Source organism: Arcanobacterium hippocoleae, assembly GCF_040360365.1.
Classification (GTDB): Bacteria; Actinomycetota; Actinomycetes; order Actinomycetales; family Actinomycetaceae; genus Arcanobacterium_A; species Arcanobacterium_A hippocoleae_A.
Genome location: NZ_CP136412.1, coordinates 1,298,888 through 1,315,389, shown reverse-complemented (window position 1 = coordinate 1,315,389; position 16,502 = coordinate 1,298,888). Strand labels below are relative to the sequence as shown.

The following is a 16,502-nucleotide window of genomic DNA, read 5'->3' as shown; positions in this document are numbered from 1 at the left end:
TCCTTTAAGAGCAGGTTATGCGATAGATTTTTCGTGCCGGCCGGCTTTTTCGCAGCAACCTTAATCAGATTCGTTTTAATCAGAACCTTAATCAGATTTCTTCGCAGCTGGCTTCTTCGAATTCTTCGGCTTCTTCGAATTCTTCGGCTGCTTCGTTGTTTTAGCTGCCGTTTTAGCTGCCGTTTTCTTTCGCGTACCTGCTTTTGCCGTGCGTTTGGCGGTACTGCGTTTTTTCGGTCCGCCCTGTGCCGCGAGTTTCATCCGCCGGGCAGCAAGCAATTCCTGTGCCCGCTCAGCAGTAAGCTGATTTATATCATCCGCACGCGGCACGGAAGCATTCGTGATTCCGTCGGTCACGTATGGGCCAAATCTGCCGTCTTTCAAAACAATCAGTTTTTCAGAAACCGGGTCAACCCCGAATTCGGCAAGCGGCGGTTTCGCAGCTGCTCTCCCGCGCTGCTTCGGCTGTTTGAATATTTCTTCAGCCTGTTCAAGAGTGATTTCAAAAATCTGCGCTTCAGTTTCGAGTGAACGCGAGTCAGAACCTCGTTTCAGATACGGGCCGTAACGGCCATTTTGCGCGGTAATCATCTCACCTTCAGACTCGCCGACTTCCCGCGGCAGGGCAAGCAGTTTTAGCGCCTCTTCCAGCGTCACAGTTTGTATACTCATATTCTTGAAAAGGGAAGCTGTGCGCGGTTTCGGTTTCGTCTTGGAAATCTTTCCCGTTGGGGTAAGCTGCACCGCGTCATCCGGAAGCACTTCAGAAATATAAGGTCCGAAACGTCCGTCTTTCACCGCAAGATCATATCCGGTTGCCGGATCTTTACCGAGAATCCGATCTTCTTGTGCTGCAGAGCTGAGAATCTCTGCAGCTTTCTCCGCAGTCAGCTCATCTGGAGCGATATCTTCGGGAAGCGATGCGCGCCGCCCCTCACTCCCGTCAGCTGTTGTTTCGGAAAGGTACGGCCCGTACCGGCCATTGCGGACGGCGATACCGGCGCCGATTTTGATGGTATTTAAGGCGCGGGCGTCGATATCTCCCAAATTTTCAACCTGTTTTGCCAGCCCCGCGCCAACGACTTCTCCGTCGGCATTCGCCCCGAAATAGAATCCGCGCAGATAAGATTCACGATCTAACTCTCCGGCTGCCACCCGATCTAAATCATGTTCCATATCTGCAGTGAAGTCATAATCTACAAGTTCGGGAAGATTTTCTTCAAGCAGCCGCACCACAGAGAAAGCCAGCCAAGTGGGTACGAGTGCCTGCCCTCTGCGATTCACATATCCGCGGTCAGTAATTGTCGAAATCGTTGAAGCGTAAGTCGAAGGCCGGCCAATCCCGCGTTCTTCGAGCGTCTTCACAAGCGAAGCTTCAGTATAACGCGGCGGAGGCGCAGTTTCATGCCCTTCAGCTTCACCTGCCGTCGCAGTAATCTCTTCTTCCGGTGTTAGCTGCGGCAGACGCGATTCTGCTTTCTCCTCATAACGTTTCACATCTTTGCCTTCTTCATATGCGGCAAGGAAACCTGGGAAAGTAATTACCGTACCGGAAGCTGCGAAAATCGCATTTCGCAACGCAGATCCGGCGGTGTTTTCATGTAAGTCGGCCGAAATATCAGCAGCCGAAATATCGGCCGAAATTTTCACTGACGCCGTTACGCCGATAGCGTCTTCCATCTGTGAAGCGACGGTACGCTTCCAAATCAGCTCGTAAAGATCAAACTCGCGCGGATTCAGCAGTCCTTTTACTTCCTGCGGAGTGCGGAAATGGTCTCCTGCAGGGCGAATAGCTTCGTGCGCTTCCTGCGCCCCTTTAGATTTAGTGGTATAAACCCGCGGTTTATTCGGCAGATAATCTGCTCCGTAGAGTTCTTTAATCTGCGTACGGGCAGCCGCAATTGCCTGCGTCGAAAGGTTTACCGAATCGGTACGCATATATGTGATGTACCCGTTTTCGTACAGACTTTGCGCCACACGCATTGTGTCACGTGAGCTCATCCGCAGCTTGCGTGAAGCTTCCTGCTGGAGTGTAGATGTGGTAAACGGTGTCGCCGGACGGCGGCGATAAGGTTTAGTCTCCACGGAAGTGACTCTTGCGGCAGCGCCGGATAATGCGCCGGCAATAGCTTGGGCAAGTTCCCGGTCAAGAACAACTATGCTGCCGTTCGCGGCCTTTTCGTTCAATTTTCCGGTATCATCAAAGTCTTTTCCGACGGCGATACGCAAAATCTTCCCGGCTGCAGCACCGTCGCTCAATGCCGTTAGCTTCGCAGCAAAGTCGGTATCGTCTTTCCTGAAGTTAGCTGTCACATCCCAGTAGTTTGCGGATACGAAAGCCATGCGCTCGCGCTCGCGTTCTACCACGAGACGGGTGGTAACTGACTGTACGCGCCCTGCTGAAAGCGATGGTGCAATTTTTCGCCAAAGTACGGGAGATACTTCATACCCAAAGAGCCGGTCAAGAATTCTGCGGGATTCTTGCGCATCCACCAGCTGTGTGTCAAGTTCACGAGTATTTTCTAATGCCCTGCTGATTGCTTCTTTCGTGATTTCATGGAAAACCATCCGCTTTACTGGAACTTTTGGTTTTAAAGCCGCGAGAAGGTGCCAGGCAATAGCTTCCCCTCGCGGTCCTCATCAGTTGCTAAGAAAAGTGTGTCAGCTTCTTTCAGAAGTGCTTTCAGTTCAGTGACTTTCTTTTTCTTATCCGGCGAAACCACGTAGTAAGGTTCGAAACCGTCTTCAATATTGACGGCAAACTTTCCGAACGGCCCCTTTTTCATCTCGGCAGGGAGATCTGAAGGTTTCGGCAAATCGCGAATATGCCCAATACTCGCTTCAACCTTGTACTCTTTTCCCAGGTAATTTGAGATTGTGCGAGCCTTCGCAGGGGACTCCACTATCACTAACTTACTCACGTTGTTTTCCTTGTTTCTTCGATATTTACGGTTTTAATACTCTTGGGTTGATGTTATTGCTTTCCTGAGCTGGGAAAGCGTGATTTTATTCGGTTTTTTCATTACATCTCATGAAGTTATATGGAATATACCTATACCTTATTAATATAAAGGTGTTTCTCGAAAAGCAAACATACCCGTTTTCGCGCAGTTTTGAAAACGGATAGCTGCAATTGCTGTATTTGCAACTCCCAGTAAGGTCAATAATGGTCGATTTAGCGGATTTGATTCATCGATATGCTGCCAGGCAGATTACTGGACATATCGTAGTTGAAGCACGGTCCGGGAGCCATGCAAACTGGCCGGAATGGGTGCCGCCGGAAATTCGGCACGCATTGCAATCCGAAGGAATCGAAAAGCCGTGGACCCACCAGGTACTTATTGGCGAACTTTTACAGCTGGGGCAGCATGCAGTATTGGCTACCGGTACCGGATCGGGGAAGTCGCTTGCCGTATGGCTGCCGGTAATCAGTGAACTTTTCCGTTTTTCTCATGAAAGAACTTCGTTAAAAAATATTAACCGCCGCCCGAGTACACTTTATCTTGCCCCGACAAAAGCGTTGAGTAAAGACCAGGAAAATGTGCTCACACGGATTTGTGAACAAATATTTGCGGTTACACAGCAGCGGGCAAACTTGCCGTTGTTTGCTGCCGTCGATGGAGATACTGATTCTGTGCTGCGTGCATGGGGACGTGATTACGCTGATATTATCTTTTCAAATCCAGATTTTGTGCATTATGCACTCCTTTCAAATCATGAGCAGTGGGCCCGATTTTTACGTTCACTTTCAGTGATTGTGGTCGACGAGTTTCATCATTATCGGGGAAACTTCGGATCGAATGTTTCACTAATCCTCCGCAGACTCTTACGTTTAGCACACCATTATGGTGCGGTACCGAAAGTTGTATTTCTTTCTGCAACTTCCCCAAATCCGGAAGATACCGCACAGCGTTTTCTCGGCGGTGGTTTCGGGAAAGTCTTTGGGGTGAGTGAAGACGGCTCTCCGCGCGGGCGGCGTGATATTTTCACAATACTTCGCCGTGAGATTCCAGAGGTGTCTGAGAGCGCCCAAGCTGCAAAATCACAATGGGAGATTGATTTTGCAGATCCGGAAGCCGAAGCTCTTGGCAGTATTGCCGCTCTGGAAAGCTCCGATGGAATCGAAGTTTATGCTGCCGCTGGCGGCGGTGATAATTCAGAAACTCTTGGGAAGCAGAATCCCGATTCAGCAGCAGAAGATCCGAAACGCCGCTCAGCGGTGAGTGAAGCCGGAGAACTCACCGCCGAGCTTGTGACTGCCGGCGCGCAAATACTTACTTTTGTCCGTTCGCGTGCAGCTGCCGAACGAGTAGCGGAGATCGCACGGCAGCATCTCAATCAGGGAGCTTCGCATTTAGCCGGAGCCGTCGGCGCTTACCGCGGCGGATATTTGCCTGAGGAACGGCGCGCGCTTGAAGCTGGGCTGCGTGATGGAGATATTCGCGGGTTAGCAACTACTTCTGCGTTAGAGTTAGGGATTGATATTTCTGGTCTTGACGCAGTGGTGGTTACCGGCTGGCCGGGTACGAATGCTTCATTTCAGCAGCAGATTGGGCGGTCCGGACGGTCTGGGGCAAACGGTGTTGCTGTATTTATCGGACGCGATAACCCGCTGGATCAGTATATTCTTGAAAATCCGCAGCTGCTTATCCAAACCCCGGCGGAAACCAACGTATTCGATCCGCATAATCCATGGATTCTCCCTTCTCATCTTTGTGCTGCCGCGGCTGAACTTCCGCTTACCGAACAGGATATTTTTGTTTTTGACTTGGAAAATACGAAACTGTTTCAGCAGCTCGCAAGTCAGGATTTGCTGAAACAGCGTCCAAAAGGCTGGTATTGGAATACTTCATTGAAAGTTCGTGCACATGATCTGGCGGATATCCGCGGAGAAGCGAACACCCTCTCAATTATTGATCATGAATCGGGCGTTTTACTTGGAACCGTCTCCCAAGGGCAAGCAGATACTACTGTTTATCCGGGTGCAATCTATCTGCATCAAGGCAAACCGTTCAAAGTAGATATGCTTGAGCCGGATGCGGCGCTTGTGCATCCGCATCGTGAGGAAGAAATCCGGACCTATGCCCGCGAGCGCACTGCGGTACGGATTGAACGCATCGATGCGCAGCAGATTTTCGCAAACGGAATTCTGCGCACCGGAGCTGTGCGTGTGGAAAACCAGGTTGTTGGCTATGATGTGCGGCGTTTCCGTGATGGAATGTATCTTGGATACGTGCCGCTCGAAATGCCGATTCGGGAATTTTCGACGGGAGGCACATGGTTTTCTCTTGACGCAAAACTCCTCAGTGAAAGCGGAGTGTCGACTGCCGAACTGCCGGGAGCTTTGCATGCTGCTGAGCACACTTTGATTGGTTTGCTGCCGCTTTTTGCTGTTTGCGACCGCTGGGATTTGGGCGGGCTCTCCGCAATATTGCATCCAGACACTGGCGCTCCGACGGTGATTATTCATGATTCTGCTCCAGGCGGTTCAGGATGTGCGCTGCACGGTTTTACAGTTTTTCCGGATTGGGTGCGGGCTGCTCTCGATGTGCTCGGTAAATGCTCTTGCCAACGCGGATGTCCGCGATGTGTCCAGTCTCCGAAATGCGGAAATAATAATGAACCGCTTTCGAAATCTGCGGCGAAGCGTTTGCTTGAAATTTTACTCACGCAAATCGAATCGGCTGAGCTTTAGCATTCCATGAAAACGTTTTAATTTTCGTTATAAAATTAGATTTCTGTTTATCCGGATGTGAGGCCGGCCGGTTTGGATGAGTATTATGTTTGCCCGTCGTGTTTCTGTTTATCCGGATGCGGGGCCGGCTCGTGCCTCGGCAGTAATTTCATGTTCCAGGAATGAAAGAATTTTTGCGTATTTTACTTTAATCCGCACGTTTTCACCTTCAATCCCGCATTCTTTCACATATACTTTCCCGGCAGAATCTTGCGATACTTGGGTGCCAACATGTTTGCAGATCTTTTTCATTTCAGTTCCGTTTTGGATTAGCTGCGCAGCGGAAATAGCTGCTAAATCAGCATAGTTCTGGGTTCGTGAAATCTGGTTCGGTAAATTTAGATATTGGACGGTAATCAATGCAAGCAGAGCTACGGTAATCATTGCTGCAGCGACGGATATTGTTGCCATTCCCGGTTCGAATCGGCTGCAGTTTCGAGTTTCTGATTTCCGGCGGAGTACTCTCCAGGAAAATTGTTTCCGGGATGGCGGATAAAATATGTGCAAATTTAATTTTTCGGCTTTATTTCGCTTGTTCATGGCTCAAGCACCACCGAATGTGTTGCGGAAAAATCGTAGTTAACCAGCGCAAATACGCCAGTTCCCGCTTTTGTTACTTCTACTTTTGCTGTTTCGCCGTGCTGAGTTATTTTCACTTCGGTGTTCTCGCCAGCGATTTTCTTTGCAATTTTGATTGCTTCCTTCTCCGGCTGCCCAAGTGAGTAGGCGCGAGCAGCTTCGCGTGCACCGTCGCTAACTAAAGCATTATTTGAGGTTTGGATGACGGCGCTGATTGCAAACAGTACTACGGCGATGAGGAAAGGGATTGTGAGTGCGAATTCCATCGTCACCATTCCTGCTTCGCGTAGATTTCGGATTAATCCTTGCTTCATTGCAAACATCTCATTTCTTTTCTTGGCTTTTACTGGTTTTGAATTCTGGGTATTGTGCAGTTTCTGTTTACGGTGTTGATTTTTAGTTTTAGTTTGCGCAGATGATAGGCAGATGATAGTTGAAAAAATCGATTTTGACTTTGCTGATGATGAAAGTTGGAGCTGCTGCGAGCTCGTTAGCGCACGCCGATAGGGAGCATGTCTGACGAAACTCGCAGCCGAGTTATCTTTGAATAAGATTTATCTACCCGCTCCGACGGATACGCTGCTTAGAGGAAGCTTGAAAGCAGCTGCTTGAAGATGTTGGCAATTAAATCACGTAACCATTCTTGTTGCGAAAGCCAGATGATAATTCCGGCAATTCCAGTGGTGGCAACGGTCCCGAGCGCATATTCTGCGGTGACCATGCCGTGTTCAAATCGATTTCCAGGCATATTGCTGGTGGTTTGCGGTTTCACTTGCAGCCGGCGGGCGAAGCTGCGGAACTTGCGAATAGACATAGTTTTTCTCCTTCTTTCCGACTCATTTGCTGAGTTCTGTTTCTTTGTTTCTTGCCGATTTTCGGCTGTCATCGGTGATGACAAAACAAGAATCCCGCAAATTGCAACTCTCCGGCTGAATCAATTGTCTTGCTGTGGATAGGATGTGCATTTTTTGCTCTTGTGGGTAAACTCTGCTTTCGCAAAATGCTATTTTGTGTGCATGAAGATTCGGTTTAGCTGCGGTACTTTTCAGAAAGCGGCGGCAAAACTCGCTCCTCGGATTAATATGTCTTACTGGACTTTGTGTTTTTGCTGCTCATCGGATTTAAGGAGCGCCGGAATTGCCGTTTCTTCCCGACGGCGAATTGTTTTCCTGCCGGTTATCTGAAATTCGGTCAGGCAAATTTGAATCCGATTTCAGCAAAAATCTGCCCAGGATGAGTAATTTAATCTAAAATCCGGATTAAGTTTTACCTTAAAAGATTTGCTGTGCAGCGATTGCCACAATTGGTACTACCCCAATTAGCATGAAAGCCGGTAAGAAGCAGAGTGCAAGCGGAGCGACGAGCCGTGCGCCAAGCCGTGCTGCAGCTGCATTTGCGCGGCTCTGCTGTGTTAACCGGAGAGTGGCGCAGGCGCGTTCGAGTAACGGCACTGGTGCGGCGCCATCCTGCCAGGCCGGAGCGAGAATCTCGGAGAGAATCAGATTCTTTTTGAAACACCTTCCCAAGCTTCACTCCAGCTTGCTCCCATTAGTAAGCTTGCGGCTACCTGGTTTAAATCGCGGCTGGGGACGCGGTTTTTCCGGACTCGTGCAGCCTGCGTTGGGAGATTCTGTATGCGGGAGATCCTTATATTTGGTTGAGATTTATTCTGAACATTGTATCCCAGTTTGTTCCTGCCGTATCCCGAATCATGCTTATTTTTTCGGTTTCTGTGAGGTGAACCGAGACTAACTTCTACCGCACGGAGAGCAGCGGGAATAGCCATGCCGGTGTTTAATGCTGCTGCCATTAAATCCAGGATCGTGACCTGCTCAATTGAATCCCGTTCTGGTTTTGGGAGAAATAACTGACCAAATCGGGTCTCCCAAAAACGTGTCCGGATTTCATCAAGATATGTTAACGTAATCGGCGGTGCGAAGAGGAGCGCGGTCAGTAAGATTACGGCAAGAGTAAAAAGGCTGTTTGGCATGGGCTTAATCCTGTAGTGTTCTCGGTTATCGCGTTAAATTCTGTGCGGTGTACAGTGTGCAATGCGCAGTTAGAGTGCACAGTTAGAATGTGCAGCTTCCGGCAGTGCTTATTTTTCGGGGCGCCGCGTTCAGCTCTTATTACACAGCAATCAGCGTTTAATATGCAGCGCCCAATGTTTAATGTGCGGATCTCAGCACACACTGCTCGGAGTATTCGCTGCTCAGTATTCAATGCTCATCGCGCATTGCTTGCAGAACTAAAAGTCGGACATACACAATCCCGCTGAGTTCAAAAATCAACCCGAGCCAAAGGCAGATATTTCCGGCAAAAGAATACAGCAAAAATCTACTGCATTCGCTCCTAATGCCATGCCGAAAATGATTCCAATAATCGGCAGTGCTGCTAACATTCGCGCGGAAGCAATCGGACCGGCAAGCGCAGTTTTGCGTGCAGCACGCGCTTCGTTTGCTTCGGTTACCCCGCGGGCGCACGAATCAAGTACTTCCGCCATCGGTGCTCCAGCGCAATAGCCGAGCCGGCAGACAGCGAATGCTGCCGGCAGTGCCTGCACGAGATGTTCTGGAATCCGCATCCGCATGCGGGTAATCCGATTTGCCTGCCAGATTTTCCGCAATGCCAGCGGTACGCCGTCGTCATCAAGCACTCGAACCTGGCGAGTGCGCATCTGTTGCGGTATATGCGGAGTTTTTCGGTTATTTAATGCGGAAAAATCCTTATTTTCTGCATCAGAATCAGAGATTTGATGAATCAGCTTGTATCGGATCAGCGTTTGATTCCATGCAGATTCAAGCATTGCCCCAGACCTGAGACGTGTAGAAACTTCCGTCAGCAACATTCCAATATCGAGTACCCGAAAGCTGTGCAGCCGTGATTGATTTTTTCGTATGCGGTGAAAGATACGGCGATTTTCTTTGCGGCGTTTACCGCAGGCAAATTTGCTCTGCGGACGATACTGCAAAATGAAAATGCCGGCGAATACCGGAATCAGTGCAATTAACATTATGAAACACCAAACTTCAACGATAGTTGCGCAGCTGCAGGCAGCTCCAAAACCTGCAGGTTTCGCACAGACGATTTTTGCAATTGCTGATGTGCCGGAATTTTGCGTTCACTTGTGCCCCCGCCAATTTCCGAATCAGCAAGCCGCCAAGCTTCACGGCACTGTAATTCTCCGTGAACTCGTTGTAATACCCCAATCTCGCTCACGTATCGGATTCCGTCGCGGCGCCGAATATGCACTACGGCATCCAGCGCCGATACAGCTTGTGCTGCTACAGCTTCTTCATGCATTCCGGCTAATGCGCCAAGCGCAATCAGCCGAGCTGGAACGTCTGCTGCCGAGTTAGCGTGGATTGTTGCCCAACCGCCTTCATGACCAGTGTTCAGTGCGGAAAGTACATCGCGCACTTCGCTGCCGCGGCATTCGCCAAGTACGATTCGGTCTGGCCGCATCCGCATTGCTGCACGCACTAATTCGCTCATCGATACTTCGCCCGCTCCTTGGACGTTTGCACGACGGATTTGGAGGTGAATTACGTGCGGATGTGCCGGCCGAAGTTCTGCAGATTCTTCAATTACTAAGATTCGCTCATTTTGCGGAACAAGCTGCAGCATTGCGTTCAGAAAGGTTGTTTTACCGGCTCCGGTTGCGCCGGAAATAATCACATTTGCTTTTTGCTCTACAAATTCCTGTAAAATCGCGGCAAATTTTGGATGTACGGAACCTCCGGAAATGAGCTGTTCAAGAGTTAAGGATTTGCGGCGGTGAGTGCGCAGTGAAATCAGCGGCCCTTCCGCAGAAAGCGGGGCAGCACGGCGTGCAGGCGTAAACCTGATTCGAAAGTTCCATCAACAATTGGTGACGCATCGTCAAGCCGCTGACCGCAAGTTGCTGCTAACCGTACCGCTAGTGCCCGCACGCCGTCGTCAGTTTTTAGTTCGGGTTCTACTTCGGAATCAGGAATCCGGACCAGACCGTTTCCGCGGTCTACCCAGATTCCGGCACTGCCGTTTACAAGCACATCGGTTACGCCCGGGTCATCGAGTAAAGGTGCGATAGTCTCACCGGCGCCGAAAATCACGTTCGCAACCGTCGATTTTAATGCTGCAAGCTGTGAAGTGTAAATAAGCTGGTCGCTCTCAAAAGATTTTGCAAGTGTTTCTCCTGCAGCGATTCGTCTCCGAATTTGGCGCAGAGCAGGAGTCGGGCTTGCAGTTAGGGCAGAGGCGGGAGTCATTATTTTACCCCAATCGAATATTGTTTATTGCGGATTTTCTGCGAATCTCTTTCCGCACTATTCCCCGCCAAACCGCTGCCGTTACTTTTTACCGCTGTTTCCGGTTCGCGAAATCCGCTCTGGGTTTCGTCAATCTCGGAGGACTCAATCAAAGCTGAACAAATTGTGCGAATATCTTTTGCGGTTCCGCTGCGGTTTTTATCTCCCGGTGTAAGTCCGTGATCAAGATCCGCCGGAAGACTCTTTTGCCGGCGTAAACCGAAAATTGTATTTAATCCAAGCTGTGCGGAAATATCTGCGAGATGGCCGCGGGTTTTCGCTCCTACGGCAACAACCGCAAAATTTGCGCAGCTGCCGAAATCCGCCAGTCTTGCCTGGGTGCAGGCAAGACTTACAGTGTTCACTCCGGAGAGTATCAGCAGGGCGTCGCACCATTCCAGCCATTTATGTGTCGAATCTGCTGGATCTAATGCCCGCGTAGGTAAATCAAGCACTGTCCATTCATGTACTTGTGAAAGCGCGGCAATTGCTTTCTCGCCGTTTCCGGAAGCTAAATCCACACCTCCGCGTAAATCTGCAGAAAGAAAACGTACTCCTTTCCAGCTTGGAAGAGAGTTGGTGAGTCGATTGGCGAGCATGGAGCCTGAACCGCGGATATCGTGCCAGCGTTTACCGGAAAGTCCGACACCGGAAAAAATTAAATCAATTCCGGCAGAAGATGGGTTGAGATCAATTACCGCTGCTGAATGGTGCCGCCGTGCAAATTCCCGTGCAATCCATACTGCCGTCGTACTTGTGCCAATCCCGCCTTGGGTGCCGATTAGGCCAAGAACTTGTCCGCGCAGGGTAGCGCCGACGGCGGCAAGTAATTCAAGAATTTCTGCGGAGTCAGTTTTTACGTTTAACTCCACACTGCCGCTGGCAAAATAGGGAGCGAAACTTGGATGGAAGCTTGCACGGACACAATCTTCAGCACAGTTTTCTTGCGTGAAATTTAGGACTGCTGCCGGTTGTGTTCCGCTCATGCGATTTTTCCGTGCCGAAATAATCTCAACCCCAATTAGCTCAGCCAGATCGCTCAGCTCTTGATAAAGATGCGGTTCTGTGCCGTAATATGCAGCCGACGCAAGCGGCTCGCGGGGAAATAATTCGCTATTAGGTTCGAATTCGGCGCGGTGCTGCTGATTTCTGCTTGCGCTTTGCGCTATTGTGAAAAATTCATGATTCTGCCGGCCGATACTGCTCTGTGCTGCAGTATTTGGGGTGCTGCAGCGAACTTGCTGAACTTGCTGCATTTGCTGTACTTGCTGCGGATTTTTTCGTAAAAACTCATTCATGTGTGCGAGTATTTCGCAATAAGTCAAGTTTGCGCTAGAAATGCCAAGAAAATGTGGATGGTCTAAATTTCTCCACATGTTTTTGCCAAACGAAAATATTTTTCGGACAGCAGTTAAGCAACGGTTAATTTTCCGACAGTAGCTAAGCAACGGTTAATTTTCAGATAGTGGTTAAGTAACGGTTAAGAGGATTTGGGATGGTGATTAAAGCGGTTCTTCATATTTTTTCGTGTTTATGTGATGGAGCTGGTGTTTATTTTTTTGGGGGGGCGGTGTTTTGTGCGGGTTACGTTTGACTGCCGCGTAAACACCGCTTGGAACCGGCCAAACCAGACCCAAGTAAAAAGGTGCCGCATATTTTGCTTGTGCTGCGGGCATCAGCTGACGTAACTGGTGGCGAAATGGGTGGTTTTATGTAACGACGGGAGTGCCGTCGTTATCGCGATCCTGTGACCAGCACAAACGCAAGCACTTCCGACGGTAATAATTGCAGCCTGCCCGCACACCCACAGCCCCCAGTAAACCCGCAACACCCGCCACGCCTGCGCAAACAAAAACACAAACAAACAAAAACGCAAACAAAAACGCAGAGCCGCTAAAACACGTATCGTGTCTGGAAAACTGTGTAATACAGTATCAAAAACTGTGTAATACAGTATCAAAAATATGCAGCACAGTATCAGAAATTGTGTAATGCAATATCAAAAATAGCGAAACGCCCCAAAAAAGAGCCAAATAGGTAGATAAATAAAGTAGCGTTTTAGACAGGAATAACTTTAGGAGACTACTTTGCAGACACCAACTGATCCATATAATTCCGCTTCACGTCCGCCGTTTGACGACGACGCTGAAGTGCTTGCGCCAATCGAAATAGACGAAAATGCTGCAAATACGCAAGATTTTCGGAGTGAAGCTGATGAGTCACTTTCCTATGGCAGTGCGGAAGCGCTTGCGTGGGAAAAGGTGTTTACGGCTGAAAGTGCTGCCGCTGCCGCTGCACCGGATTTTGTACAGCCGGAAGCGGGAGAAACGGATGGAGATTCTGACTCGCAGCAGGAAAATGCACCTGCAGCGAATCGTGCTGCGGAAATGCCTGCGGGGCAAAATGAACTTTCGCAAGGCGGATATCCGGCGAAGTTGGAAAATGATTCGGCGCCGCTCTTTTCTGAATCTCACGAGCCGCGGAATTATCAGGAAAATAAAGTTAATCAAGTCAATGCGGAAACAGGATTTAACGTAATCCCAGCCGGACAGCGGGCGAACGCAAATCTCGGAGACGTGCTTTCTGCGCACTCTGCTGACGAAGCTCGTTTTGATACTTCCGCAGCTGCAAACAATCCGAACCAAGAATCCGGAAATGTGAATGCCGGGTATCAAATGTTCGACGGCGCCCCGAACGCGCCTGCAGTTTCGATTGCAGCCCCGCTCGGCACCGAAACAGGGCAGTCGCCGCAGGCTCAAACTGCCGGATTTATGCATCCGGATGTTTCGGCGGATGCTGATGCAGAACGCCGCGCACGCTGGGCGCAAGGTCCGTCGGCATATGTGGATGAAGACGAAATAGATCTTGAAGCTCCAGGTTCGCGAATTTGGGCGCATGTTGGGATTTTTTCCTGACATTGCTGCTCGTTCCAGTTACATGGTATTTGCTTTCTGATGCTTCTGTGCGTTTGATTCTTGTAGAGAATAACCCGTGGGATACCGGCGTTGTTTCCTTTGCTGCACTGCTTGAACTTTTTGGCGGATTAGTATCGCTGCTGCTCTTGATGCTGATTGCCCGTGCTTCGTCACTTGGGCTGCAGGTTTTTGGTTTCGTGCTGACGGTTACGGGAATTACGGCGTTATTTGTTCCCAATACTGTTAAAGGATGGCTTCTGAATCTTGATGAGACATTCGGCAGTTTGAATGCGTTTACGGGAAATGTGGTCCATCATCTCGGAATCGATTTCGGATCCGGACGTATTGCGATTTTTGGGATGGTGCTTTTGGCTGGCGGAATCACAATACATTTCGCGCGGCGTTCCGGTGCTGAGCGTGCCACTGTGTATGAGCGTCGGAAAGCTCTCGGTCTCGACGATTAAACTTGGCGGGTGAAGTTCGTCTGTATTAAAAGGCGGGTTCAGCGCAAATTACTGTTTATTAACGACGGTATTGGCGGCGGTTTCGTGAAGTGCGGTTCCGTCGCCAATATTTTTGGAATTAAATATTTTGAGTTTTTGAAAATCCGTATGTTTGAAAATCCGAATTTTTGAAAAGTTTCGCCGTAAATTTTACACCGGCGCAATTTGCTTGAAATCTTTGACACTTTGAAAGCTTTGAAAGTTGTGAAAGCCATGAAAGCTGCAAAAATCTGTAAAAGCGGAAACAGGCCGGACCGGAAAAATAGCAAAATTTCGAAAACTAATTAAGGCCGGCAAAATTCGGCGGCGCAACTAAGCGGTGAGTATTTCGAATGAGGGGCAAATATCGCGCATTGGGCACAGTGTACATTCAGGTTTGCGTGAATGGCAGATTGCTCTCCCGTGGTCGATAATTCGGTGACACGTTACAGTCCAGATTTCCGGCGGAAGAAGTTTGTTCAGCTCCAGCTCGGCTTTCACCGGATCAGTTTCACGAGTCCAGGCCCAACGCCGTGCAATCCGGCCAACATGTGTATCGACGGTAATTCCGGGCGTATCAAAAACATTTCCCAGGACCACATTTGCCGTTTTTCTGCCCACTCCGCGTAAAGTCACGAGCTCTTCAAGAGTTCTGGGGACTTCGCCAGCAAAATCTTCAACTAAGGCAATCGAAAGTGCTTTTGCAGATTTTGCTTTTGACCGGAAGAACCCAAGCGGCCGTAAAATTGTTTCGAGTGTTTCGAGGCTTGCGCCGGCCATTGTTTCAGGGGTGGGAAAATGTGTGAAAAGGTTTGGGGTTACAGAATTTACTCGTTCGTCTGTGGTTTGTGCTGAGAGGACCGTCGCAACCAGCAATTCAAAAGCGTTGCGGTGATTTAGGGCACACTTTGAGTTTGGGTAAACCGTTGCGAGTCTGTCCGTGAGCAGTTTTGCTGCGGCGCGGCGGTCTTTCAGTGAACGCGGCCGCTGCGGTAGTTTTTTGCTGCGGTTCTGCGAGGTTTTTCCGGAGAGTTTTTGCGGGGAGGAGTGCTGTGTGCTGGTAGTTTTGGGTTTCCTCCTTATTATCGGCACTATTATCCATGTCGCTGCTCGAAATTGCCATTAGTTTCCTTTGCGGTGTGATTTGTTAAAATATGCGTAGTTTTCATTATTGCCGGGTGGGTTTTATCTGAATATGAGTGCGTGCAGATGCTTTTATTCTCCAGCTTAAGTCCCACAGAAATACATAATATTCAGATTCTTCTCTCAGGCTATCGCAAAATGCTGTGCTAACAACGTGCTAAAACCGTAATAACATGGCATTATTGAAAATGATATGACCTCAAGCACAGGTGTGCATGTTTCCGGAAATCATGGAAAATTGGCAAGCGGCTTAAGGTCGGAATAATCGTGAAAATCGAGACAAATAATTTCGGAAAGTAATTAGGAAGAGAGGAATTCCAATGGATTCCAATGTGCTCGCAAACGTCGAACTATTTAAAGGATTGACTGACGACGATCGCGTGGCTCTCGCGGCGCTTATGGACGAGACATCTTTGAAGCGCGGCGAATCGCTTTTCCAGGAGGGCGACGACGGAGACCGGCTCTATCTCGTAGTGGAAGGCAAGGTAAAGCTCTCACATACGGCAGATGACGGTCGGGAAAACCTGATTGCAGTGCTTGGTCCAGGAGAGATTATTGGTGAACTTTCACTGTTTGATCTTGAACCGCGTTCCTCTACTGTGACGGCTATTGCGCCAACCAGGTTATTTACTCTCTCTCATGCTGAAATGCGTGAATATATTGAGAATCATCCAAAGCTTGCAATCTCAATGCTCCGTCAACTCGCTTTCAGACTGCGCAACACAAATCAGCAGATGGCTGATTTGGTTTTTCTGACGTGCCTGGGCGTGTGGCGAAAGCGCTTCTTGATTTGGCTGAGCGCTTTGGGGAGCGGACTCCAGAGGGTATTTATGTTGCGCATGATCTGACTCAGGAAGAACTTGCACATCTTGTCGGTGCTTCTCGCGAGACGGTAAACAAGTCGCTTGCTGACTTTACTTCCCGCGGCTGGATTCGTCTCGAAGGCCGTGCAGTATTGCTGATTCAGGTTGCGCGTCTGCAGCGCCGTGCACACTGATAAAAGCATGCTAATAAAAGCAGGCTGATAAAACGCGAAAGCAAGCTGCCTATTTATTTGGCGGCGGCTGTGCTCTGAGGGTGCGGCCGCCGCTTTTCATATTCGGATTAAAACTGACGGCAAGAACTCAGGTTCGTGACGTAAGTGGCGGCGGGAAGTGGAAAATTTTACGTAACTGATTGCGGGAACTTGTTTTCGTTACGTAACTGGCGGCAAGAACTCAGGCTGCAATTATTGCCGGCGGAAGCGATTGCGTTTGTGCTGGTCATAGGCTCGTGATAACGACGGCTCTCCCGTCGTTACGTTAAACCGTACATTTCGCCATCAGTTACGTTGAAAAATGCGGATTATGCCATCAGTTAC

The 16,502-nt window shown here is 49.4% G+C and carries 14 protein-coding genes and 2 pseudogenes; 4 read left to right on the top strand and 12 right to left on the bottom strand.

From position 1 onward, the window contains the following. Positions 1 to 87: 87 nt before the first annotated feature. Positions 88 to 2,921, bottom strand: a pseudogene (topA, locus tag RQN30_RS06815) (type I DNA topoisomerase). Positions 2,922 to 3,166: 245 nt separating this feature from the next. Between topA and RQN30_RS06810 the strand changes: the two are divergent. Next, complete coding sequence (locus RQN30_RS06810) at positions 3,167 to 5,695, top strand: DEAD/DEAH box helicase (RefSeq protein WP_353059827.1); 2,529 nt, start codon at positions 3,167 to 3,169, stop codon at positions 5,693 to 5,695. Between the two features lie 108 nt (positions 5,696 to 5,803). Here the strand turns inward: RQN30_RS06810 and RQN30_RS06805 are convergent, their stop codons facing one another. The 10 genes from RQN30_RS06805 to RQN30_RS06760 form a co-directional block, all read right to left on the bottom strand. Then, positions 5,804 to 6,145 carry a hypothetical protein gene (locus RQN30_RS06805; RefSeq protein WP_353059826.1) on the bottom strand — a complete coding sequence of 114 codons (342 nt, stop codon included), beginning with the start codon at positions 6,143 to 6,145 and terminating at the stop codon, positions 5,804 to 5,806. Positions 6,146 to 6,270: 125 nt separating this feature from the next. Next, the gene (locus tag RQN30_RS06800; protein ID WP_353059825.1) at positions 6,271 to 6,636 is read right to left on the bottom strand and encodes a TadE/TadG family type IV pilus assembly protein; all 366 of its coding nucleotides are present in this window, start codon (positions 6,634 to 6,636) and stop codon (positions 6,271 to 6,273) included. Positions 6,637 to 6,896: 260 nt separating this feature from the next. Beyond that, positions 6,897 to 7,127, bottom strand: a complete 231-nt coding sequence (locus tag RQN30_RS06795) for a DUF4244 domain-containing protein (protein WP_353059824.1) — start codon at positions 7,125 to 7,127, stop codon at positions 6,897 to 6,899. 457 nt (positions 7,128 to 7,584) lie between these two features. Continuing rightward, a complete protein-coding gene (locus tag RQN30_RS06790; protein WP_353059823.1) occupies positions 7,585 to 7,839 on the bottom strand; it encodes a hypothetical protein in 255 nt (84 codons plus the stop codon). Beyond that, positions 7,812 to 8,303: a hypothetical protein gene (locus RQN30_RS06785; RefSeq protein WP_353059822.1), complete on the bottom strand. Its 492-nt coding sequence runs from the start codon at positions 8,301 to 8,303 to the stop codon at positions 7,812 to 7,814. The genes RQN30_RS06790 and RQN30_RS06785 overlap by 28 nt, the downstream gene beginning before the upstream one ends. Before the next feature lie 297 nt (positions 8,304 to 8,600). After that, positions 8,601 to 9,326: a hypothetical protein gene (locus tag RQN30_RS06780; protein WP_353059821.1), complete on the bottom strand. Its 726-nt coding sequence runs from the start codon at positions 9,324 to 9,326 to the stop codon at positions 8,601 to 8,603. Next, the gene (locus tag RQN30_RS06775) at positions 9,326 to 10,102 is read right to left on the bottom strand and encodes a TadA family conjugal transfer-associated ATPase (protein ID WP_353061797.1); all 777 of its coding nucleotides are present in this window, start codon (positions 10,100 to 10,102) and stop codon (positions 9,326 to 9,328) included. The genes RQN30_RS06780 and RQN30_RS06775 overlap by 1 nt, the downstream gene beginning before the upstream one ends. Positions 10,103 to 10,107: 5 nt before the next feature. Continuing rightward, positions 10,108 to 10,563, bottom strand: a complete 456-nt coding sequence (locus tag RQN30_RS06770) for a hypothetical protein (RefSeq protein ID WP_353059820.1) — start codon at positions 10,561 to 10,563, stop codon at positions 10,108 to 10,110. Beyond that, positions 10,563 to 11,900: a CpaE-like family protein gene (locus RQN30_RS06765; RefSeq protein WP_353059819.1), complete on the bottom strand. Its 1,338-nt coding sequence runs from the start codon at positions 11,898 to 11,900 to the stop codon at positions 10,563 to 10,565. The genes RQN30_RS06770 and RQN30_RS06765 overlap by 1 nt, the downstream gene beginning before the upstream one ends. Positions 11,901 to 12,311: 411 nt before the next feature. Then, entirely contained in the window at positions 12,312 to 12,440 is a 129-nt protein-coding gene (locus RQN30_RS06760) for a hypothetical protein (RefSeq protein ID WP_353059818.1), read from the bottom strand. 249 nt (positions 12,441 to 12,689) lie between these two features. On the opposite strand from RQN30_RS06760, the gene RQN30_RS06755 reads away from it, so the two are divergent. Next, positions 12,690 to 13,517: a hypothetical protein gene (locus RQN30_RS06755; protein WP_353059817.1), complete on the top strand. Its 828-nt coding sequence runs from the start codon at positions 12,690 to 12,692 to the stop codon at positions 13,515 to 13,517. A gap of 2 nt (positions 13,518 to 13,519) precedes the next feature. Further along, positions 13,520 to 13,981, top strand: coding sequence for a hypothetical protein (locus RQN30_RS06750; protein WP_353059816.1), 462 nt, complete (start codon positions 13,520 to 13,522; stop codon positions 13,979 to 13,981). A gap of 351 nt (positions 13,982 to 14,332) precedes the next feature. Here RQN30_RS06750 and nth read toward each other — a convergent pair whose 3' ends face one another. Further along, a complete protein-coding gene (gene nth / locus RQN30_RS06745; protein ID WP_353059815.1) occupies positions 14,333 to 15,091 on the bottom strand; it encodes an endonuclease III in 759 nt (252 codons plus the stop codon). Between the two features lie 371 nt (positions 15,092 to 15,462). On the opposite strand from nth, the pseudogene RQN30_RS06740 reads away from it, so the two are divergent. Next, positions 15,463 to 16,139, top strand: a pseudogene (locus tag RQN30_RS06740) (Crp/Fnr family transcriptional regulator). Positions 16,140 to 16,502: the final 363 nt, after the last annotated feature.